General features: G+C 72.1%; 20 protein-coding genes and 2 tRNA genes. 6 read left to right on the top strand and 16 right to left on the bottom strand.

What is annotated here, in order from left to right; all coding sequences use genetic code 11:
* Positions 1 to 125: 125 nt before the first annotated feature.
* Together ACLZN2_RS31355 and ACLZN2_RS31350 are read left to right on the top strand one after the other, a co-directional pair.
* Positions 126 to 1076, top strand: coding sequence for a D-2-hydroxyacid dehydrogenase (locus ACLZN2_RS31355; RefSeq protein WP_416982772.1), 951 nt, complete (start codon positions 126 to 128; stop codon positions 1074 to 1076).
* 216 nt (positions 1077 to 1292) lie between these two features.
* A complete protein-coding gene (locus ACLZN2_RS31350) occupies positions 1293 to 2051 on the top strand; it encodes an IclR family transcriptional regulator (protein ID WP_416982771.1) in 759 nt (252 codons plus the stop codon).
* A 210-nt stretch (positions 2052 to 2261) separates the two neighbouring features.
* Here ACLZN2_RS31350 and ACLZN2_RS31345 read toward each other — a convergent pair whose 3' ends face one another.
* The gene (locus tag ACLZN2_RS31345) at positions 2262 to 3365 is read right to left on the bottom strand and encodes a ferritin-like domain-containing protein (protein WP_416982770.1); all 1104 of its coding nucleotides are present in this window, start codon (positions 3363 to 3365) and stop codon (positions 2262 to 2264) included.
* Positions 3366 to 3583: 218 nt separating this feature from the next.
* Here ACLZN2_RS31345 and ACLZN2_RS31340 point away from each other — a divergent pair.
* Positions 3584 to 3657: transfer RNA gene (locus ACLZN2_RS31340), tRNA-Lys, on the top strand.
* Here the strand turns inward: ACLZN2_RS31340 and ACLZN2_RS31335 are convergent.
* From ACLZN2_RS31335 to ACLZN2_RS31310, 6 genes are all read right to left on the bottom strand, one after another.
* Positions 3623 to 5287: an AMP-binding protein gene (locus ACLZN2_RS31335; RefSeq protein ID WP_416982769.1), complete on the bottom strand. Its 1665-nt coding sequence runs from the start codon at positions 5285 to 5287 to the stop codon at positions 3623 to 3625. The two genes, ACLZN2_RS31340 and ACLZN2_RS31335, sit on opposite strands and share 35 nt — an antisense overlap.
* 34 nt (positions 5288 to 5321) lie before the next feature.
* Positions 5322 to 5816 (bottom strand): DUF3592 domain-containing protein, encoded by a 495-nt coding sequence (locus ACLZN2_RS31330; RefSeq protein WP_416982768.1) that lies wholly within the window; start codon positions 5814 to 5816, stop codon positions 5322 to 5324.
* 125 nt (positions 5817 to 5941) lie between these two features.
* The gene (locus tag ACLZN2_RS31325) at positions 5942 to 6364 is read right to left on the bottom strand and encodes a DUF3592 domain-containing protein (protein ID WP_416982767.1); all 423 of its coding nucleotides are present in this window, start codon (positions 6362 to 6364) and stop codon (positions 5942 to 5944) included.
* A 92-nt stretch (positions 6365 to 6456) separates the two neighbouring features.
* Entirely contained in the window at positions 6457 to 7062 is a 606-nt protein-coding gene (locus tag ACLZN2_RS31320; RefSeq protein ID WP_416982766.1) for a lytic polysaccharide monooxygenase auxiliary activity family 9 protein, read from the bottom strand.
* Positions 7063 to 7232: 170 nt separating this feature from the next.
* Positions 7233 to 8300, bottom strand: coding sequence for an SPFH domain-containing protein (locus ACLZN2_RS31315; RefSeq protein WP_416982865.1), 1068 nt, complete (start codon positions 8298 to 8300; stop codon positions 7233 to 7235).
* Positions 8301 to 8563: 263 nt separating this feature from the next.
* Positions 8564 to 9910 (bottom strand): peptidoglycan-binding protein, encoded by a 1347-nt coding sequence (locus ACLZN2_RS31310; RefSeq protein WP_416982765.1) that lies wholly within the window; start codon positions 9908 to 9910, stop codon positions 8564 to 8566.
* Positions 9911 to 10113: 203 nt separating this feature from the next.
* On the opposite strand from ACLZN2_RS31310, the gene ACLZN2_RS31305 reads away from it, so the two are divergent.
* Positions 10114 to 10187, top strand: a tRNA-Lys gene (locus ACLZN2_RS31305).
* A gap of 73 nt (positions 10188 to 10260) precedes the next feature.
* Here the strand turns inward: ACLZN2_RS31305 and ACLZN2_RS31300 are convergent.
* The 6 genes from ACLZN2_RS31300 to ACLZN2_RS31275 form a co-directional block, all read right to left on the bottom strand.
* Positions 10261 to 11283 (bottom strand): glycoside hydrolase family 6 protein, encoded by a 1023-nt coding sequence (locus ACLZN2_RS31300; protein WP_416982764.1) that lies wholly within the window; start codon positions 11281 to 11283, stop codon positions 10261 to 10263.
* A gap of 23 nt (positions 11284 to 11306) precedes the next feature.
* Positions 11307 to 11963, bottom strand: a complete 657-nt coding sequence (locus ACLZN2_RS31295) for a class F sortase (protein WP_416982763.1) — start codon at positions 11961 to 11963, stop codon at positions 11307 to 11309.
* Positions 11964 to 11966: 3 nt separating this feature from the next.
* Positions 11967 to 12578, bottom strand: a complete 612-nt coding sequence (locus tag ACLZN2_RS31290; protein ID WP_416982762.1) for a hypothetical protein — start codon at positions 12576 to 12578, stop codon at positions 11967 to 11969.
* Positions 12579 to 12723: 145 nt separating this feature from the next.
* Positions 12724 to 13503 (bottom strand): HAD-IIA family hydrolase, encoded by a 780-nt coding sequence (locus ACLZN2_RS31285; protein WP_416982761.1) that lies wholly within the window; start codon positions 13501 to 13503, stop codon positions 12724 to 12726.
* Between the two features lie 189 nt (positions 13504 to 13692).
* Entirely contained in the window at positions 13693 to 14622 is a 930-nt protein-coding gene (locus ACLZN2_RS31280; protein ID WP_416982760.1) for a hypothetical protein, read from the bottom strand.
* Positions 14623 to 14767: 145 nt separating this feature from the next.
* Positions 14768 to 15883: an ROK family transcriptional regulator gene (locus tag ACLZN2_RS31275; protein ID WP_416982759.1), complete on the bottom strand. Its 1116-nt coding sequence runs from the start codon at positions 15881 to 15883 to the stop codon at positions 14768 to 14770.
* 48 nt (positions 15884 to 15931) lie between these two features.
* Here ACLZN2_RS31275 and ACLZN2_RS31270 point away from each other — a divergent pair, with 48 nt between their 5' ends.
* Both ACLZN2_RS31270 and ACLZN2_RS31265 read left to right on the top strand, forming a co-directional pair.
* Positions 15932 to 17017, top strand: coding sequence for a Gfo/Idh/MocA family oxidoreductase (locus tag ACLZN2_RS31270; RefSeq protein ID WP_416982758.1), 1086 nt, complete (start codon positions 15932 to 15934; stop codon positions 17015 to 17017).
* Positions 17017 to 17523, top strand: a complete 507-nt coding sequence (locus tag ACLZN2_RS31265; protein WP_416982757.1) for a heme-degrading domain-containing protein — start codon at positions 17017 to 17019, stop codon at positions 17521 to 17523. Before ACLZN2_RS31270 ends, ACLZN2_RS31265 begins: the two co-directional genes overlap by 1 nt.
* A gap of 119 nt (positions 17524 to 17642) precedes the next feature.
* On the opposite strand, the gene ACLZN2_RS31260 is transcribed toward ACLZN2_RS31265, so the two are convergent.
* From ACLZN2_RS31260 to ACLZN2_RS31250, 3 genes are all read right to left on the bottom strand, one after another.
* Complete coding sequence (locus ACLZN2_RS31260; protein ID WP_416982864.1) at positions 17643 to 18311, bottom strand: Type 1 glutamine amidotransferase-like domain-containing protein; 669 nt, start codon at positions 18309 to 18311, stop codon at positions 17643 to 17645.
* Positions 18312 to 18399: 88 nt separating this feature from the next.
* On the bottom strand, positions 18400 to 19257 hold the full coding sequence (locus ACLZN2_RS31255; RefSeq protein WP_416982756.1) for a fumarylacetoacetate hydrolase family protein: 858 nt from the start codon (positions 19255 to 19257) through the stop codon (positions 18400 to 18402).
* Between the two features lie 100 nt (positions 19258 to 19357).
* The gene (locus ACLZN2_RS31250; protein WP_416982863.1) at positions 19358 to 20083 is read right to left on the bottom strand and encodes a YidC/Oxa1 family membrane protein insertase; all 726 of its coding nucleotides are present in this window, start codon (positions 20081 to 20083) and stop codon (positions 19358 to 19360) included.
* Positions 20084 to 20134 lie beyond the last annotated feature (51 nt).

Here is a 20134-nt window from a genome sequence, read left to right as displayed (position 1 = left end):
CAGCCCACGGGCTCCATCCTCACCTGGTTGGCGGTCCGGCCGTGTTGACGGCCGTGGGCCGGGGTGCGACCGTGTTCCGTCCGCGCACGTCAGGCCCTTGGTCACGGAAGAGGCAAAGGCACCGGATGGCCGCCGTTCCCACGCTCCTCGTCCTCGACGCGGAGCCCCCGCCCCGCCTCGGCCGTCTCACGGGCCGGGTGCGGGTGCTGCACGCCGACGGCTCCAGCCTCCACGGACTCCTGCCGGAGGCCGACGTCCTGCTGGTGTGGGACACCGCCTCGGACGCGGTGCGCGCCGCCTGGCCCGGTGCGGGGCCGAGACCGCGCTGGGTGCACACGTCGGGCGCGGACGTGGACCGGGTGCTGTCCCCGGAGCTGGCCGCGTCCGACACGGTGCTGACGAACGCCCGCGGCATCTTCGAGGAACCGGTCGCCGAATACGTCGCCGCGCTGGTCCTGGCGATGGCGAAGGACCTGCCGCGCACCTGGGAGCTGCAGACGCGCGGCGAGTGGCGGCCCCGGGAGAGCCGACGGGTGGCCGGTACCCGGGCCGTGGTCGTCGGGTCGGGCCCGGTCGGCCGGGCGGTCACCCGCACCCTGAAGGCGCTCGGCGTCACCACCGCGATCGTGGGCCGCGTCCCGCGCACCGGCATCCACGGCCCCGACGACCTGGACCGGCTCCTCGCCCGCGCCGACTGGGTGATCGCCGCCGCGCCGCTCACCGAGCGCACCCGTGGCATGTTCGACACCCGCCGCTTCGGCGTGATGCAGCCCTCCGCCCGCTTCGTGAATGTCGGGCGGGGTGGTCTGGTCGTCGAGGAGGCGCTCGTACGGGCCCTGCGCAGCCGGTGGATCGCAGGCGCCGCCCTGGATGTGTTCGGTACCGAACCCCTCCCGCCCGACAGTCCGTTGTGGCAGGTTCCGGGCCTGCTCGTGTCCCCGCACATGGCCGGGGACACGGTCGGGCGGCACGACGAGCTCGGCGCGCAGTTCGTGGAGCTGTTCGAGCGGTGGGCGGCGGGCCGGCCCCTGCGGAACGTGGTCGACAAGGAACGCGGATACGTCCCCGGCCGCTGACGGTCACCACACTCCCAGGTCGGGGCGGGGCCAGGGCGGGGCCGGAGGCGGCTGGACATGTCTTTGGCATATGCCAGAGGGTCAGTGTCGCAGTTGAGAGCACCAAAGGCTCACCACATTCTCGCCAACACCCCCTCCCCTCCGCCCGCTTGGCCGTTATCGTGGAGATGATTCGCTGCCAGGATCACGGCCAGAGAAAGCGACCAGGGGGGAACCGTGGCGCTGAAGCACGAGCCGACCGCGCCGTACCACTCGGCTCAGGACGCCCTGCGTGTCCTGGAGACGGTGGCACGGCACTCCACCGGTGTCACCGACGCCCAGCTCGCCCGCGAGACCGGCCTGGGCACGGAGCGGCTGACCACGCTCCTGCGCATGCTGCGCCGCGAGGGATACGTCGAGCAGGTCGCCGACGGCGCGTACGTCACGGGCGAGGCGCTGACCCGCCTCGGCTCCGCCCACGGCCGCCAGGAGGCCCTGCGCGAGCAGCTCCAGCGCACCCTCGACCGGCTGCGCGACTCGATCGGCGCCGCCGTCTACGTCAGCCGGTACGTCGACGGCGAGGTCACCATCGCCCAGTACGCCGACAGCCCCGCCACCCCCGCCGTGCACGAGTGGTTCGACTTCCGCTCGTCGGCGCACGCCACCGCGCTCGGCAAGAGCCTGCTCGGCCAGCTCGACCACAACGGCAGGCGGGACCATCTCTCCCGGCACAAGATGGCCCGCCTCACCTCGCGCACCATCACCAGCGACCGGCTGCTCCTGTCCCGCCTGGAGTCCCAGCCGCCCACCGTCCCGCACCTCGACCTCCAGGAGTACGCGGTCGGCACGGTCTGCGCGGCCGTCCCGATCACCGCCGGCTCCGCCGTCGGCTGCCTCGCCCTGTCCCTGCCCGTCGCCCACGCCCACCGCCTGCGCCACGCGGCCGACGCCCTGAACAGGAACGCGGCCCCGGTCCTGCTGTCCCTGGCGATCTAGGGCCTGTCGTTTGGATCATGTCGCAGACGCGGGGTCTGGCACGCGCATCTGCCGCGTTGTCGTCGGTTGCCGACGCTCCGCGTCGACGCCCTCCTCCGCCTTGCAGCTGCACGCACCAGACCCCGCTCACCGGCGCCGAACACCCCCGTCACCATCCTGCGACCTGATCCAAACGACAGGCCCTAGGGGCCGCCGTTCCGGATGCCGGGGCTACGGGGTGGCGACGAACCGGAACTCCGGGCCGTAGCGCTTCGCGGGGTCGTTCGGAAGGGGCATGTCCATCAGCCTGAGCGCGGGACCCTTGAGGGCGAACATGTGGCCGACCGCGTCGTCCATGTGCGGGTCGGCGTCCTCCGGCCGGTCCTGCTCCCAGGCCCTCTCCAGCGCGTGCAGCATCTCACTGAAGGCCGTGTTGCCCTTGTCCAGCTCGGTCTGCACGGCCGCGTCGGGGACCGTGCCCGGGTCGTTCGCCCAGCCACCCTTCGGCACCCTGCCCATCGGACGGGCGTTCGGGAACGGGATGGGGTCGCCCTGGAAGTCCCACTTCGGGGGCGTCTCCTGGATCTTCTTCAGCTTCCGGCCCCGGAAGATCTCCCGGAAGACGTAGTAGTGGGACAGCTCGCCCGCGTGCCCGGGGAAGGGGTTGTCCGGGGTCTTGTCCGTGCCCTCGCCCTGTTCCTTGATGACCGTGATCGCCTGCTCGACGTCGGCGAAGGTCCTGATCGGGAAGAGGCTGTTCCCCTCCCCGTGGTGCCCCATGCTCCTGGTCACCTGACGGGTGCCCCTGATCTCCCCCTGGTGCACGCGGAAGGCCTCCAGGATCGCGGTGTAGAAGGCACCGATCGAGGCGAACGTCTCCTCGGCGGCCGCGAACTGGGCGAGCGGCTCCTCCGGCGCCTCGATCTGCGAGTACATCTCGACCGAGTCCTTCGTCAGCCCACCGAGGTAGACCTCCAGATCGGGATTGATCTCGGGCCGCACCCCGCCGGGCAGCGGACAGGGGTACGGCGCCAGCACGCTCTCGTCGGCGAGGCGCGGGCTCCCGCCGATCGTGGTGAGCAGGTTGCAGACATGCCCGAGGTGCGACATCTCGTCGAAGACGATCACGCGGATGGCGGCGGCCGCCGCCTTCCCGGAGTCGGTGTCCTGGAGCAGCGACCACATGCCGCACAGGTAGGGCGGCAGGGTGGCGAGCTCCAGCATGATCGCCTGCTGCAGGGCGTCCTTCAGCCAGGGCAGGGAGCGCTGCTCCGGGGGCGTTCTCAGCAGACGGACGATCCCGTCACTGCTGTAGTCGAGCTCCACGGTGGTCACGGCGGGCCCCTTTCGGGTCGGTGGAACGAAGAGGTCTGGTGCGACCACCATCGAGCGAGAAGGGGGACCGGCCTGTGACATATGACTATGTGGTCACGTGGTTCACCCACGCGGAGGGGCGCACGCCCCGGTGCTCGGCCGGCGGTCCGGAGCACCCCTCGGGACCAGGTAGTATTTTCTCTGTCGCCAGCCACCGAAGGGTGGACGGCGGGAGTCATGCGCCGCTAGCTCAGTTGGTTAGAGCAGCTGACTCTTAATCAGCGGGTCCGGGGTTCGAGTCCCTGGCGGCGCACCGAAGAAGGGCCCCTCGTGGACACCACGAGGGGCCCTTCGGCATCCTCCCTGGTCAGCGGCCGGTAGCCGGGCTCCCCCGGCGGGCGCCACCACACCGTGTCCGCGCACCGCACCCCCTCCCGCCGCAGCAGCGCACGATGGATCTTGTTGGTGGCGGTGACCGGCATCCGGTCCACGACCCGTACGAACCGGGGTGCCATCTTCGTCCCCAGGTCCGGCTGGGCGGACAGGAACGCGGCGAACGCGGCCGGCTCGAAGTCCCCGGCGATCGCCGCCATCACCTGGTCCCCGGTCACCGGGTCGGGCACCGCGTACACGGCGACGGCGTCCGCGCCCTCGTACCGGGCGAGGATGTTCTCGATCATCGCGGCGGCCAGGTTCTCGCTGTCGACGCGCAGCCTGTCGTCCGTACGGCCGGCGAAGTAGAGGTAGCCGTCGGGGTCGCGGTAGAAGAGGTCGCCGGTCCAGTACAGGCCGTCCCGGCGCCGCTCGGCCTCCGCCGCCGGGTTGCGCCAGTACCCCTCGAACGGGTTCGGCCCGCGATTGACCAGCTCCCCAATCGCCTCGTCCCCGTTCAGCAGCCGCCCGGCGGAGTCAAAAGCAGCCGACGGGCACTCCTGCCCCGACTCCGGATCGAGTACGGCGAGCCCGGGCCCCGCCCGCCCCACCGCCCCGGCCGGTGTCCCCGGCGTCCACTGCACGGCCGCGCCGCCCTCCGACGAGCCGTACCCCTCCACCAGCCGCACCCCGAACCGCCGCTCGAAGGCCGCCGCGTCCACCACCCCCGCCTCCGTGCCGAAACCCAGCCGCAGGACATGGTCCCGGTCGTCCGGCGACGGCTCGGTGGCCAGCAGGTACTGGATCGCCCGGCCGACATAGGTGAAGTACGTCGCCCGGTACCGCCGTATGTCGCTGAGGAAGGCGGAGGCCGAGAAGCGCCGCCGCAGCGCCACCCCGGCCCCGGCGGCCAGCGCGGGCGCCCAGTCCGCGATCACCGCGTTGCCGTGGAACATCGGCATGCAGATGTAGTGCACGTCGTCCGGCGTGACGGAGAACTGCGCCGCCAGCGACCGCCCCGCCGCCGCCAGCCGGCCCTGGGTGCAGATCGCGGCCTTGGGTGCGCCGGTCGAGCCGGAGGTGAAGTAGAGGAGGAGGCGGTCGGCGGGGCGGGCCCGGGAGGGATCCGGGCGAGCGCCCGCGTAGGGCGCGAGGAGAGCCTCGTACTCCTCCGTGTCCGTCACCAGCACCCGGACTCCGGGAAGGTCGAGCCCGGCGAGGAGCGGGAGCCGGCCGTGCTCGGTGATCAGCAGCCGGCACTCGGTGTGCAGGATGTCCCGGGCCAGCTCTGGGCCCCGCCGCGTGGGATTGATCCCGGCGACTGCGGCACCGGCGAGCGCGGCGGCGGACAGCCACAGCGGGAACTCCGGGGTGTTGTCCAGCAGCACCCCGAGGTGCGGCTCGGCGCCCGACGGCAGCAGGTCGGCCAGGAGCGCGGCGCGGGCGGCGGCACCGGCCGCGATCTCGTGATGGCTGAGGACCGCGACCCCGGAGCCCACGCTCTCCTCGCACCACAGTCCCGGCCGGTGGTCGTCCCAGCGTTGCGCTACGAGTTCGGCGACGGACTCCATGAAGGCGCACGGTAGCTGACGTATCGTCAGAAGACTATGGCGCGACGTCGTCCCAGTCGGAGACCTCGGAGAACTCGGACACCGCGGAGAACGCGGCCTCGACGGAGATGATGAAGCCGATGCAGAAGGCGAGCGCCACACCGAGGAAGACCAGCACACAGCCGGACTCGGCGAACAGCCGCCCGCGCGCCGGAGGGTGGGCCGTGGCCTGGTCGGGGCGGTCGGCCGGGTAGAAGACGGTGACGATGTCACCCTCCAGGGTCGTCCCCGGGCCGTTCTCCTCCTCGAACCGGACCGTGCGGCCCTCGCGGGTGGTGAACTCGTAGACGTGGTGCAGGACCGTCGTCACCCGGCGGTGCTCACCGCTGCTGGTCCTGGTCGTCGTGTACGTCCGCAGACAGCGCGCCTCGGCCGTCAGACCGCTGCCCCAGGCCCGCGTGGCCCGGCGCGAGCGGCTGATCACGGTGTACATCGCGAAGAGAATGGCCGCGATCATGACCGACGGGATGATCAGAAAGAAGACGTCCAAGTGAGCCCCCCGAACTCCGGACACCCGCCTGCGCGGCCGGTGTGCAGGGAACCTACCCGCGTGTGGGGCGGGGTTGACTCAAGAGAAGCTCAGAACTCGAAGCCCAGAAGCTTGAGGCTCAGGGCTCAGGGACCGGTCACGATCAGTTTGATCAACAGGACGATGCCGGCGCCGAAGAGGACCAGGGCGAAGACCATGGACGCCGTGTCCTTGCCCGGCTGCGGTGCGACCGCCGTGGCGTGCTCCGGGTCCTCGGCCGTGTAGTAGACGAGGGTCTCGTCGCCGACGGCGCGGGTGTGCGGGCCGCCGCCCTCCTTGAACACGACGGCGCGGCCGTCGGCGGTGGTGTAGTTGTACTCGTGCCATTGCGTCGTGCGGGGCACGTTGTTGACCATCTGCGTGGTCCGCCACTGCCGCACCACGCGGGCCTGCGCGGTCAGCCCGCTCTCCCAGGCCGCCCGCCGCTGCCGCGTACGGCGCACGATCGTGTAAGCCACGGCGAGGAAGCCGACGATGAGCAGAACGAAGACTATGTTGACGGCCTCCATGCGGCCCCACCCCCGTACGTCGATGCCAGGACCCGACCCCGCGTGCGCCGGTGATGACGCACGCGGACCCGGGGACCCTATCCGACGGTGCCTCAGAAGGTGACGTCGGAACAGGCGTAGAAGGCGTTGCCCGTGTCGGCGATCGTCCAGACGGCGAGGATCACATGGTGTCCGGACAGACCCGACGGGAGCGTGCCGCTGTGGGAGAGGGTGGCGGGCGGACGCTGGTTGTTGTAGGGGACGGTGAGGAACGGGGTGAGGTTGAGGTCGGAGCGGGCCAGGTTGTGGTTCTGGTTCCAGCCCTGCTTGGTGACGTAGTACTTGAAGTCGGTCGTGGCGTGCATCGCGGTGAACTGCCAGCGGAAGGTGTAGCTCTGACCGCCGGTCACCTTCGTGGTCGGCCACGCCCCACCCGAGGGGGTCTTCGGGCCGTCGAGCTGGGCGAAGCGGGTGTTGTTCGCGGAACAGATCGATCCGTCTGCCGCCCCTGAGCCCGGGAAGCCCTTCGGACCTTCGACGCTCTGCGGCTCCCACTGGATGTCGCCGCAGTTCGTGACCGTGCCGTTCTGACAGAGCTTCTGCCGGCTGATGGGCAGGTCGGTGTAGCCGTGGCCGCTGGCGCCGCCGGACGAGAGCACGAGGGCTCCGGTGGTGGCGAGTCCCACCACGGCGGCGTACAGCTTGGTCTTTTTGCGCATGCTGCCGCTCCTGGAGAACGTGGGGAGTTCACTGAGCCGAGCCGTGCAGGTCTAGACCAAGTTCGAGGCTATTGCCGTTCGTTGAACATGTCCATACCAATCGTGGGGGCGGATTTCAGGGGATCGCAGGGATAGCAGGGACCGCGGGGATCTCAACGATCGCAGGGATCTCAGGGCCCCTGTTCCCCGCGCCCCGCGCAGAACGCCACCGTCAGATCCTTCACCAGCGCCTTGCGCTCGTAGTCGTCGAGCTCCACCAGGCCCCGCATGGTCAGCCGGGTCACCGTGTCCTCCACCGAGTCGACCACCGAGGTCAGCACGGTCGCCCGGTGCTGGGCGTCGAGCGCGGCGATCCGGCGCCGGTGCATCGCGGCGGCGACTTCCGGGGCGTACTCGATCCGCAGCGGCTGCACCGAGAACACCTCCACGCCGATCGCGCCCGCGTCCCGCGCGACCCGCCGGGTCAGCGCCTCCCCCGCGGCCTCGACCGACCCCCGGCCCGAGCCCGGCGGCTCCACCGGGATCCGCGCCAGGGCCGCCTCGACGCACTCCCGCAGATACGTCTCGTGGTCCTCGACGCCCAGCGTGGCCCGCGCGGTGTCCCGCACCCGCCACACCACGAGGACCACCACCCGCAGCGCGACCCCGCTGCCGTCGGCCGCCGGCAGCGGCTCACTGCGCCAGTGCCGCAGCCGTACGTCGACCTGGCGGCGCAGCAGCAGCGGGTTGACCCACAGCAGACCGGTACGGCGGACCGTCCCCCGGTAGCGCCCGAACAGACCGAGCACCCAGGCCCGCCCGGTCCGCCCCCGCGCCAGCCCCCCGAACCCGAACAGCCCCAGGACCCCCGCCCCCGCGTACGCCGCCCACTGCGCCGGACCGAGCCCGGCGCCCGTCCACGCGGGCAGCCGCAGCGCCTCCTCCACCAGCGGCGGCAGCACCCCGGCCCACCAGGAGGTGGCCACACACCCGGCCGTCCCGCAGACACCGGTGAACACCCCGGCCGCTCCGGGCAGCACCCGCGCGGCCCGCTCCACCAGGGCCGGGTCGACCTCGGCCTGCGGCCGCGCCTTCGCCGCCATCGGCCGCCGCAGCCTCGGCGGCTCCCCGCTCCGGGTCCCCACCACGGCGGGCCCCACCGCGACCGACCGCGGCTCGACCTCGTCCCGGAACAGCAGATGCACGGGGATCTCCGTGGTCGCCTCGTTCTGGATGAGCCGCCCCGGCCGCCCCGGCACGACCTCGGCGCCCTCACCCTTCTCGGGGACCTTCTCGGGCGACTTCGCGGGCGGCTTCGCGGGCGGCTTCGCGAGCGCCTGCTCCGACTGCGCCGGTGCGGCCGGGTCCGAGGAGGGCTCCGGCTCGGGGGTGTGTGAAGTGGTCGTGTGCAATGCGTGCCTCCAGCCTCCGCGCCAGATACGCCATGACAGTGAGCGGACGCCCCCCAACTGACCCCACGGGCCCACAAGAAGGCCTGCGAGGCGGCGGCGCCCGCGCACGCCTACGAGAACAGCCGCCGCCAGGTCTCCGGCCCCGGGTGGCCGTCCGCCGCGCCGCCGCGCCAGCCCTGGGTGCGCTGGAACGCCTCGACGGCACGCCGGTCGGCCTCTCCCCAGCGCGGCCCCGGACCCTGTGCGTAGTACTTGCCGAACCCTTTCTTCACCAGCTGTCTCCCCAGCTGGGTGACATACGTGTTGTGGGCTCCGGGCCGGAACACGCCCCGGCCGGGGAAGGCCGGGACGCGCGGCGCGGAGGGAGCGGGCGGGCCCGCCGCGCCGGTCGCGGGGGATGGTGCGGTGGGCGCGATGCCCCGCCCCCGCCCCGTGACCAGCAGGCGCCAGGTCTGCGGGCCGGGCAGCCCGTCCGCGTTGGCGCCGCGCCAGCCCTGGGCCTGCTGGAAGGCCTGGGTGGCCCGGCGGTCGGCCCCCGACCAGCGGGGGCCCGGCCCCGAGGTGTAGAAGCGGGCCCCGCCGCGTGCCACGAGGTGCCGGCCCAGCTGGGTGACGTACGGGTTGTTCGCGCCGGGGCCGAAGGACGACGGGCCCGGGTAGGGGGCCACCGGCGCGGCGCCCCCGGACGCACCCGCACCCGAGCCCGCACCCGAGCCCGCCACGAGGCCCTTGTAGCGGTACGGGACATAGCGGTCCGCATGGCTCCAGTAGGCGTACGGGGTTGCCTGGCGGCGGGCGGTCGGACGGGTCTGCTCGTAGGCGATGTAGTAGGTGTGGGTGTAGTCCGTCCAGCCGCCGAAAATGACGACGTGCGAACCATTCTGGGGGTCGGCGGGATTGTGGAAGAGAAGAATGTCGCCGGGCTGGAGTTCCTCCTTGGAAATACGCGTCCCGTACTGGCCGAGAGTGCCCGTCCATTCGTTTCCGGGCAGCTGCCAGGCCATCGAGACGAAGCCCGAGCAGTCCTGCCGGTAACCGTCGGACCAGTAGGAACTCATGCTGTACGGCACCCGGGCCGCGGCCCATTCCCCGGCCCGCCGGATGATCTCCGCACGGGTCGTCGCCGGAACTCCCACGCCGGCCGTCGGCTGCGCGGGCCGCCCGCCCGGACCGTGCAGCGGCGCCTTGCCGCCCTGCGGGGTCTGGGGCTCGTCACCTGCGGGAACGCCCGGCCGACCGGGGGCCTGCGGGGCGGCGAGGGCGGGTACGGCGTGACCGGCGCCGAGTGTGGCGGCCGCCGCGGTGGCGACGACCAGGGCCCGCCGGGCGGCCGGATGACCGCCGAACCGGGACGCCCCCCACGCGGGGGAATAGGGATTCACCCGCCGCCAGTGCGTGCATCCGGGGCAGTCGCAGTCACTCGCGGGATCGAATTCCTCGAATACCGGAGTCTCCATGCGATTCCCCTCACACCCAGGTGGAAATGTCCGCGGCTGTGCACGTTCGCCAGTTTCTCAACTGTCGTCCCGACGCGCATGCTGACGGTCCGAATGATGTACACCGGCCCGGAGTGGAGAGCGGCCGGGCGCGACCGGGAAGGGCCGGGGTTCCGGTGGTCAAAGGCACCCCTCGGCGTCCTGTAGAGTTACGACGTCAGCAGGCGCCGCTAGCTCAGTTGGTTAGAGCAGCTGACTCTTAATCAGCGGGTCCGGGGTTCGAGTCCCTGGCGGCGCACAGACGGCAGAGGCCCCTCGCGGAAGCGGGGGGCCTTTCGCATGCGTGAGTGAACCGGTGCGCAGTGCTGTGATCACCGCGTGAGACCCAGCGCGTACTCCGGCCACCACTCCCCCGCCCTCGGGCCTCCCCTGCACTCCCCGTCCGACTCCCCCGGGTGCTTCACCCACAGGTAGGCGTCCGCGAGGGGGTCGGCCGTGTCAGTGGTCGGAGGAGTCCCCAGGGCTCGGCCCGGGGGGTTGCACCAGCGTTTCGCCGGGTCGCCCTCACGGTAGGGACCGTTGCCGTTGCGGCTGGTGTCGATCACGAAGTGCTTGCCGCCGACCCTCGCGGAGAGCCGCTTGCCGTACGCCAGGGAGTCCTCGGTGGAGTAGAAGTTGGAGACGTTGACCGCGAAGCCGTCGGCACGACCCACGCCCGCCCGCAGCAGCGCCCGGTCGATCTCGCCGGTCCGGTCCCGGCCCGCGTTGCCCGCGTCCAGGTAGACCTTGGTGTGGGGCAGGGACTTGAGGGTGGTGACCGCGCCGTCCAGGAGGTCGTAGCGCTCCTCGTGCAGGGCGGCCGGGGTGCAGCCGTCGACCAGATGGAGGAGCGCGTCGGGTTCCAGCACGACGAACGCCGGGCGGTCGGCGATGCCCCGGGCCACCGCGGCGATCCAGGCGCGGTAGGCGGCGCCGTCGGCCGCGCCGCCCCGGGAGTACTGGCCACAGTCGCGGTGCGGGATGTTGTAGAGGACGAGCAGCGGGGTGCGGCCCGCCCACTCGGCGGCCTCGGTGACGCGGCGGGCCTCCGCCTCCGGGTTCTCCCCGCCGAGCCACTGCCCGGTCGGGCGCTCGGCGATCTCCCGGATCGCGGCCGCCTTGGTCTCCTCGCCCTCGCCATCACTCCCGCCCTCACCCTCACCCTCACCCTCGCTCTCGTACGCCGCGAGCTGATGGGCGGCCGAGCTGTCCGGGTCGACCCAGAAGGAGGCATGAACCCAGAAGGGGTCGGCGGCGTCCGCGGGGTCGGGCGACGGCGAGCAGCCCGTGAGCAGCAGCGCCGCGCCCAGCAGGGCGGCGGCCGGCCGGGCGGCGGCCCCCCTCCTGACGTACATGCGGATCCCCCTCGGCGTTGCGGTCAGGTGCGGCCCGTCAGGTACGCCGACACGATCACGTTCGCCGTGTAGCCGCGGCTCACCCGGTCGAAGGTGCCGCCGCAGGTGATCAGACGGAGTTCGGCGCGGTCCGCCCGCCGGGTGCCATAGGCCTGGCGGGCGTCGAAGTCGGCGCGCTGGACGACCTCGACGTCGTCGACGGTGAACTCGGCGACCCTGCCGTCGTCGCGGACCACCCGGATCGTCTCGCCCGCCCGCATGGTGCTGAGCTTGTAGAACACGGCGGGGCGGGTCTCGGTGTCGACGTGCCCGACCATCAGGGCGGTGCCCTTGGCGCCGGGTTTCGCGCCGGCCGCGTACCAGCCGACGACGCCCGCCTGGTCGAACGGCGGCGGGTCGATCCCGCCCTGGGCGTCCAGACCGCGGGCGACGACCGGTGCCTGGACGCCCAGTCCGGGGATGTCGATGCGCTGGGGCAGCGCGGCCGTGAGCGGCTCGGCGGCGGGGGGCAGGTCGGCGGCAGCCGGGCGGCCCACGGCGGCCACGTCACCCGTGGTCGGCGCGGACGCCCCCGGCCGTACGTCGGTCACCTCGCGCCCCCACAGCCACAGCCCGAGCAGCAGCACCGCCCAGGCCACCCCGGTGACGAGGCGGCCGGAGGAGCGTTCGGGGTCGGACATCGTTCAGCCCGCCCCGCGACCCCGGCGGGCGCCACGCGCGGCCCGGGCACCGCGGGCGGCACCACGGGTACCCCGGTACGCCACGACGGCCGCGGCCACGCCCGCCAGCACCAGCCCGGTGACCGTCTGCGCCGTACCGGGGCCCTCGACGCGGGCCTCGTCGGCTGCGGCGAGCGGTGCGGTACCGCCGCCGCCCGCGCGCACGGGGGCGATCGGAGAAGCGGGGGTGTCGCCGGGGACCGACGGCTGCGACGGCGCGTGCGACGGCGCCGACGCGACGATCGTGATCCGGCCCTTCACCTGGAAGTCGACGCAGGTGATCTTCACGTCGTAGGCGCCGGCCGTGATCGAGGTGCGGACCTGGGTCTCGCCGACGAGGGTGCCGCCCGTGCCGACGAGCCGGGCGTCCGCGACGAAGGCGGCCGAGGCCGCGGTGGCGGTCTTCCCGCCGCAGCCGCTGACCTTCAGGACGACCTCGGAGCCGGGCGTGGGGGTCTCGGGCGTCACGGAGACGCTGCCGCCTCCGCCGTCCGCGGCGAACGCGTGGGCCGTGGGGAGGAGCACCGCGGCAGCGGCCGCGACGCCCGCACAGAGAGTGACTTTCAGTGAACTCATCGTGAACCTCCAGCTATCTGGAGACTCCCCCGCCGAGACCCGATCCGCATCCTCTGGCGGGGTCTCATTGCTCCGTACGGGTGTGTTCGGACGCCGACCGGGTTTCAGATCCGGCGTTTCCGGTGCGGCGTCGCAGAACCGTGTCTCAGATCCGGTCGACCAGGTCCGCGATCGAGTCGACGACCTTCGAGGGGCGGTACGGGAAGTTCTCCACCTGCTCGGGCCGGGTCAGACCGGTGAGCACCAGGAAGGTCTGCATCCCGGCCTCCATGCCGGCCAGCACGTCGGTGTCCATGCGGTCGCCGATCATCGCGCTGGTCTCGGAGTGGGCGCCGATCGCGTTCAGACCGGTGCGCATCATCAGCGGGTTGGGCTTGCCCGCGAAGTACGGCTGCTTGCCGGTCGCCTTGGTGATCAGCGCGGCGACGGCCCCGGTGGCCGGGAGGGGGCCCTCGGTGGAGGGACCGGTCTCGTCGGGGTTGGTGCAGATGAACCGGGAGCCGTCGTTGATCAGCCGGACAGCCTTGGTCATCGCCTCGAACGAGTACGTGCGGGTCTCGCCGAGGACGACGTAGTCGGGCTCGTGGTCGGTGAGGATGTAGCCGATGTCGTGCAGGGCGGTGGTGAGGCCGGCCTCGCCGATGACGTACGCCGTGCCGCCGGGCCGCTGGTCGTCCAGGAACTGGGCGGTGGCCAGGGCCGAGGTCCAGATGTTGTCGATGGGCACGTCCAGGCCCATGCGCTGCAGACGGGCGTGCAGATCGCGCGGCGTGTAGATCGAGTTGTTGGTCAGGACCAGGAACGGCCTGCCGGACTCGCGCAGCTTCTTCAGGAAGGCGTCGGCTCCGGGGATCGGGACGCCCTCGTGGATGAGCACACCGTCCATGTCGGTGAGCCACGACTCGATGGGCCTGCGTTCTGCCATGTGCGGGATCTCCTGCCGTACGCCGTGCGCCGTGCGCCGTACTGAGCGTGTACAGCGTGTACGCGGTGCGGTGCCGCGTACACGCCTGTGCCGGTGCACGCGGTGCTGCGTGCGCCCCAGCCTAATCACACGCCCGATCTTGAGGGAATGCCCGGAATCGGGACGTCCACGGGCTGGGACGGGACCGGCTCAGTTGCGGCGGCGGGCGAGCAGCAGAGCGATGCCGGCGGCGACGAAGCAGGCGGTGGCGGTGAGGAGGGCGGCGGTGGAGCCGAGGCCGCTGCGGGCGAGTTCGGCGGCCTCGTCGGCGAGGGAGGGGGCGCCGGAGGAGCGAGGGGAGGAGGACGCGTCGGAGGTGGTCTCGGGTGCGGTCTCGGGTGCGGTCTCGGTCGCGGTACCGGCCTCGGTGGGGGTCTCCGTCGCGGGGGCGGTCGGGCGGGGCTCGGTGGTCTCGACGGCGAACCGGTAGTCGTTCGACTGCCCGATCCAGTCGCCGTCGTCGCCGTGCCGCTGGACGAGCGCCGCGTTGGCGGTGATGTCGCCGGGCGCGGTGTCCGAGGTGAGCGCGAGGCGCACCTTGACGGTGAGGGTCCGGTGCGGGGCGATCGTGAAGCCGGGGAAGGCGCCGGCCTCCCCCTCGGGGCCGTCGGTGAAGGCTCCGACCAGTTCGTCCTCGTCGGTCGTCTCGAAGCGCACGGGATGCGGCCGACCGTCCCCGTTCCCGTTCCCGTTCCCGCCCCCGTTCCCATCCGCGTTCCCGTCCCCGTCCGCGCCCGCGTAGAAGTCGAGGTGCGGCTGGCCGGGCTTCAGGGTGCGCCCGGTGTCGACGAGGACGACGACCGGGTGGATCCCCGCGCAGGTGCGGTCGGTGGTGTTGGTGAGGTCGAGGTACCAGGACCCGTAGCCGCCGCCGGCACGGTAGGAGTCCGGGCCGCCGTGCAGCCGGGTGGTGAGGGGGAACGCGGCGGCGTCGGAACCGGCGCAGGGCGAGCCGCTCTCGGCGTGCGCGGGAACGGCGTACGCGGGCACGCCGAGAACGGCGGCGGCCGCGGCGGAGGTGACGGCGGCGGCGGTCGCGGCACGGCGGAGGACATCGGGCGTGGACACTCGCATGGTCATGTGAGCCTGCCCGACGGAACGGGGCGGAGAGCGGCGACACGACCGTACGACCGTACGATGTGCGGACTTTTCACCCCTGCGGTGCAACGGGAGTCAGCCGGCTCCCTCAGCCGGCCTCCTCAGCCGGCCTCCTCAGCCGACCCCCTCAGCCGTCCCCCCGTCCGAACACCGGCGCGAGCAGCAGCTGGGCCGCGCCGTCGGCGACCACGCGGTCCCCGCCCGGGGCGAGCCGTACCGGTACGGCACCCTCCGGTGCCCCCTCGCGCCGGGCACGGTCGGCAAGCACCGAGGTGACCCCGCGGACGAACGGCCCCGGTGCCGCCGTGACCGTACGGCCGCCCAGCAGGATGAGGTCGATGTCGAGCAGCCCCACGAGGTTGGCGGCGCCCTCGCCGAGCACCCGGGCGGCCTCGCTCACGTCGCCCTTGCCGATGGCCGCGAGGCACAGCGCCTCGACGCAGCCCCGGTTGCCGCACCAGCAGTGCAGTCCGTCCATCTGGATGACCTGGTGTCCGAACTCGCCCGCGCCGGTGCGCAGCCCCCGGTGCACGGTCCCGCCGATCACCAGCCCGGCCCCGAGGCCCGTACCGAGGTGGAGGTAGGCGAAGGAGCCGTGCTCGCCGCCGACGGCGAGTCCGAGGGCGGCGGCGTTGGTGTCCTTGTCGACGACGACCGGCACGCCGAGGCGCTCGGCGAGGGCGTCACGCAGGGGAAAGCCGTCCCACTCGGGGAAGCCGGTGACGCGGTGGAGTACGCCGTGGACGTGGTCGAGCGGCCCGGGCAGCGCGACACCGACCCCCAGCAGGGAACCGCCGACGATGTGCCCCAGCTCCTCGGCCTCCCGCACCACCGCATCCAGGACCGCCTCGGCGCCGCCCCCCAGGTCCAGCGGCAGCCGCCGCTCGGCCACCGCACTGCCGTCGAGATCGGCCAGCACGGCCCGCAGCTCGTCGCGGTCCAGATGGACGCCGACGGCGTGCCCGGCGTCGGGGACCAGTCGCAGCAGGGTGCGCGGCTTGCCCCCGGTCGAGGCACGTTGACCGGCCTCCGCCGCGAAGCCCTCCTCCCGCAGCCGTGCGGTGATCTTGCTGACGGCCTGCGGGGTGAGTCCGGTGCGGTCGGCGAGCTCCAGCCTGCTGATGCCGTCGCGGCCGGCCGTCCGCAGCAGGTCCAGCACCAGCGCGGCGTTGTGGTTGCGCAGGTCCGGCAGGTTCACGCCGTTCGTGCGCCCGCTTCCGTTCGTCCCGTTCACGTCTTCCATTCTCCCCCCTGCTTGCACTTTGGCAACAGCGTTGCGAAAGTGGGCCTCATGACTGGACGCAAGACAGGCGAGACCCCCCTGCGCGTGGGCCTGATCGGCTACGGCCTCGCGGGCTCGGTCTTCCACGCCCCGCTGATCGCCGCCACCGAGGGCCTCGCCCTGGACACGGTGGTCACCTCGAACCCGGAGCGTCAGGACCAGGCCCGCGCCGAGTTCCCGGACGTACGGCTCGCCGCCACCGCCGAGGACCTCCTCACCCGCGCCGACGAGCTGGACCTGGTCGTCGTCGCGTCCCCGAACCGCACGCACGTCCCCCTGGCGACCGCCGCCCTGAAGGCGGGCCTCCCGGTCGTCGTCGACAAGCCGGTCGCCGGCACCGCCGCCGAGGCGCGCGAGCTGGCAGCCCTCGCCGACGAGCGCGGCCTGCTCCTCTCCGTCTTCCAGAACCGCCGCTGGGACAACGACTTCCTGACCCTGCGCGCGCTGCTGGCCGAGGGCGAGCTGGGTGACGTACGACGTTTCGAGTCACGCTTCGAACGGTGGCGGCCGCAGCCGAAGGGCGGCTGGCGGGAGTCCGGCGACCCCGCAGAGATCGGAGGTCTGCTGTACGACCTCGGCAGCCATGTCGTCGACCAGGCACTGGTGTTGTTCGGGCCCGCCGCCTCCGTGTACGCCGAGGTGGACGTCCGCCGCCCGGGCGCGGAGACCGACGACGACACGTTCATCGCGCTCACCCACACGAGCGGGGTCCGCTCCCACCTCCACGTCTCCGCCACCACCCCCCAACTCGGCCCGCGTTTCCGGGTGCTGGGCTCGACGGCAGGCTATGTGAAGTACGGCCTGGACCCGCAGGAGGCGGCCCTGCGCGAGGGCGAGCGCCCCGGGCCCGCCGGCTGGGGCGAGGAACCCGAGGAGCTGTGGGGCCGCATCGGCTCCGGCGAGTCCCCCCTGACGGGCGGCGGACGACCCGTACGGACCCTCCCCGGCGACTACCCCGCCTACTACGCTGCGGTGGCCAAGGCACTGATCGACGGCGGCCCGAACCCGGTGACCGCCGTCGAGGCGGCCGCCGCCCTCGACGTACTGGAGGCGGCCCGCCGTTCGGCACGAGACGGAGTGGTGGTGACGCTGTAATGGGCACCCACGAGCTGACCCCGAAGTTCACCCCGGAGATCACCCCGACCCTGGAGGAGCTCCAGGCCCAGGAACGTCGGCTGGTCTTCCGCCAGTTCACCCACGAGGACGCATGGGCGCTCGGCTCGCTCCTGGTGGACATGGCCCGCGAGCGCGAGGCCCCGGTGGCGATCGACATCCACCGCGCCGGCCAGCAGTTGTTCCACGCGGCCCTGCCCGGCTCCACCCCCGACAACGACGCCTGGATCACCCGCAAACGCCGCGTGGTGGAACGCTTCGGCGCCTCCTCCTACCTGATCGGCACCCGCTACCGCTCCCGTGGAACGACCTTCGAGGAGTCCTCCCGCCTGAACCAGGACGAGTACGCGGCCCACGGCGGCTCCTTCCCGATCAACGTGGAGGGAGTGGGCGTGGTGGGCGCGGTAACGGTCTCCGGCCTGCCCCAACTGGAGGACCACAGGTTCGTGGTGGAGGCCCTGGAACGGTTCCTGGAAAAGTACCTGTAGAAGAGACGCCTTCTTGGGGGCGCGGGGAACTGCGCGAGCAACCACATCGGGCCCGCACACGCCGTACACCCGCGCCCCACACTCCTGGTCGCGGCAGTGCCGACGGGCCCGCCCCCAAGTCACGGATGGAACCGCCACCGGCCTTCAGAAACGACGTCCACCTTGCCGTCCCTGACGCGAACGGCCGTCTCGTCGTCGATGAAGTAGATCGGGAAGTCCGCCCGCGCAGCGATGCGATCGGCCCAGGCGTCGTCCCGCTCGGGGAAATCCGGCGAGTACAGGTGGGGCTTGAGATACCAGTCGAAGAGGCCGAACGGCGGCTCCACGGTCGTCGCGCCGAGCACGTGGAGGTCCGTGGTGTCCCCGATGACGTCGGCGGAGTGTGCGGTGAGATGACGGCTGAAGATCATTGAGCCGGCGCTGACCCCCACATAGACCCGGTTCTCCAGCGCCTCCAGGAAGCCGTCGGCCAGGCGGTTGCCGGTGATGCTGCGCGCGAGGTGGTAGTGGCTGCCGCCCTCGACATAGATGACGTCGGCGTTGAGCAGCCGGTCGAGCACCATCTGCCGGGGCAGGCCGTTCAGCTCCAGGACGTCGAACTCCCGCCAGCCGAGGCCGTGCAGCCGGTTCATGTCCGCGACGACCCACCCGTGGTCCCCGGGCTCGGCGACTGATGCCGTGGGAACGAACACGACGTTCGCCGATCCGAACGGCTTTCCCAGCATGTCTCGCAGCGCATCCCGCAACGTCTCGTTGCGCAGGCCACTCGCCGTCAACAGAAAGTCCATCGGGCGAGCCAAGCACGGCTGACGGGCGCGCGCAACGAACCCAGGATCCACGAGTACCGTCATGGCAGGGCCGCATCAGAAACAGCCCTCAGGCGTCCTTGAACTCCTGCCGCTGCCTCCCCAACCCGGAGATCTCCAGCTCCACCACATCCCCAGCCCGCAAGAACGGCTTCGGCTCAGGCGCCCCCAGCGCAACCCCCGCCGGCGTCCCCGTATTGATCACATCCCCGGGATAAAGCGTCATGAACCGACTCACGTACCGCACGACCTCCCCCACGGGAAAGATCTGCTCGGCCGTGGTCCCGTCCTGCTTCAACTCCCCGTTGACCCACAACCGAAGCGACAACTCCTGCGGATCGCCCACCTCATCGGCGGTCACCAGCCAGGGCCCCAGCGGATTGAACGTCTCGCAGTTCTTCCCCTTGTCCCAGGTCCCGCCCCGCTCGAGCTGGAACTCCCGCTCGGACACGTCGTGCGCCACCGCGTACCCGGCGACATGCGCGAGCCCGTCCTCCGCCGACTCCAGATAGCGGGCCGTACGCCCGATGACGACCGCCAGCTCCACCTCCCAGTCGGTCTTGGCGGACCCGCGCGGCACGAGCACGGTGTCGTACGGCCCGACGACCGTGTCCGCCGCCTTGAAGAAGACGACGGGTTCGGCGGGCGGCTCGGAGCCGGTCTCCCGGGCGTGGTCGTGGTAGTTCAGCCCGATGCACACGATCTTGCCGATGCGACCCAGCGGCGGCCCGATCCGCAGCCCGGTCGCGTCGAGCACGGGCAGCTCACCGGCCTCGGCGGCCGCGCGGATCCGGTCGAGCGCGGTGTCGTCGGCGAGCAGCGCGCCGTCGATGTCGTCCACGACACCCGACAGGTCCCGCAGGGTTTCGTCGGCATCGAGCAGCGCGGGACGCTCCGCGCCCGCCGTACCGACTCGCAGCAGCTTCATGTTCACCATCTCCGGGTGCAGCCATCGGATGACTGGTCGATCCTCCAAGCTGTGGATGCGCTCCGCAATACCCGGTTCACGTACTGGACCTTCACGCGGGTCACCGGTACAGCGCGGCCCGCTCGACCGCGCTCCACGTCGTGCTGGTGATCACGTACAGCGCGGCGGCCAGCGGGACGACGGCCACGGTGACCAGGGTGAAGAAGGACAGGAACGGCACGACCTTGGCGATCGCGGCGACCCCGGGCACGTCCTGGCCGGTGGCGGTGCCGATGCCGGTGCCGGTGCCGGTCTCGGGCAGCGGGACCCGCTTGGCCCGCCGGAAGTTGAACGTCGCGACGGCGGCCACGACCGCGAACAACCCCAGATAGACCAGCCCCGCCGCCCCGAACGGCCCGTCGCCGCCCAGCGCGTCGGCCCACCGGTCGCCGAGCGGCGCGGCGAGGAGCTGATGACCGAGCAGGCGGTTGGCCTCGCCGCCGATCGAGGAGCTGGAGAAGAGGTGGTAGAGGAGGAAGAAGGCGGGCAACTGGCAGAGGCTCGGCAGCAGTCCGGACAGCGGCGACACCTTTTCCTCGGTGTGCAGCTCCAGCACGGCCCGCTGCAGCTTCTCGGGGTTGCGCGCATGCTTCTTCCGCAGCTCGGCGATCCTCGGCTGCAGCGCCGCACGGGCCTTCTGACCGCGGGCCGCCGCCCGGGACAGGGGGTGGACGAGGAGTCGTACGACAGCCGTGAACAGGACGATCGCGGCAGCCGCGGCGGACGCGCCGAACAGCGGCTGGAGCAGGTCGGCGAGGCGCTCGACCAGGGTGGCGAAAACGGACATGGGTACGGACACGGATACGGACATGGATACGGACATGGGTGAGGAGCCCTC

The organism is Streptomyces sp. T028 (genome assembly GCF_048159505.1).
In the GTDB taxonomy this organism is placed as follows: domain Bacteria; phylum Actinomycetota; class Actinomycetes; order Streptomycetales; family Streptomycetaceae; genus Streptomyces.
Note: the sequence above shows the minus strand (reverse complement) of the source record. Positions and strands in the feature narration are given on the sequence as shown.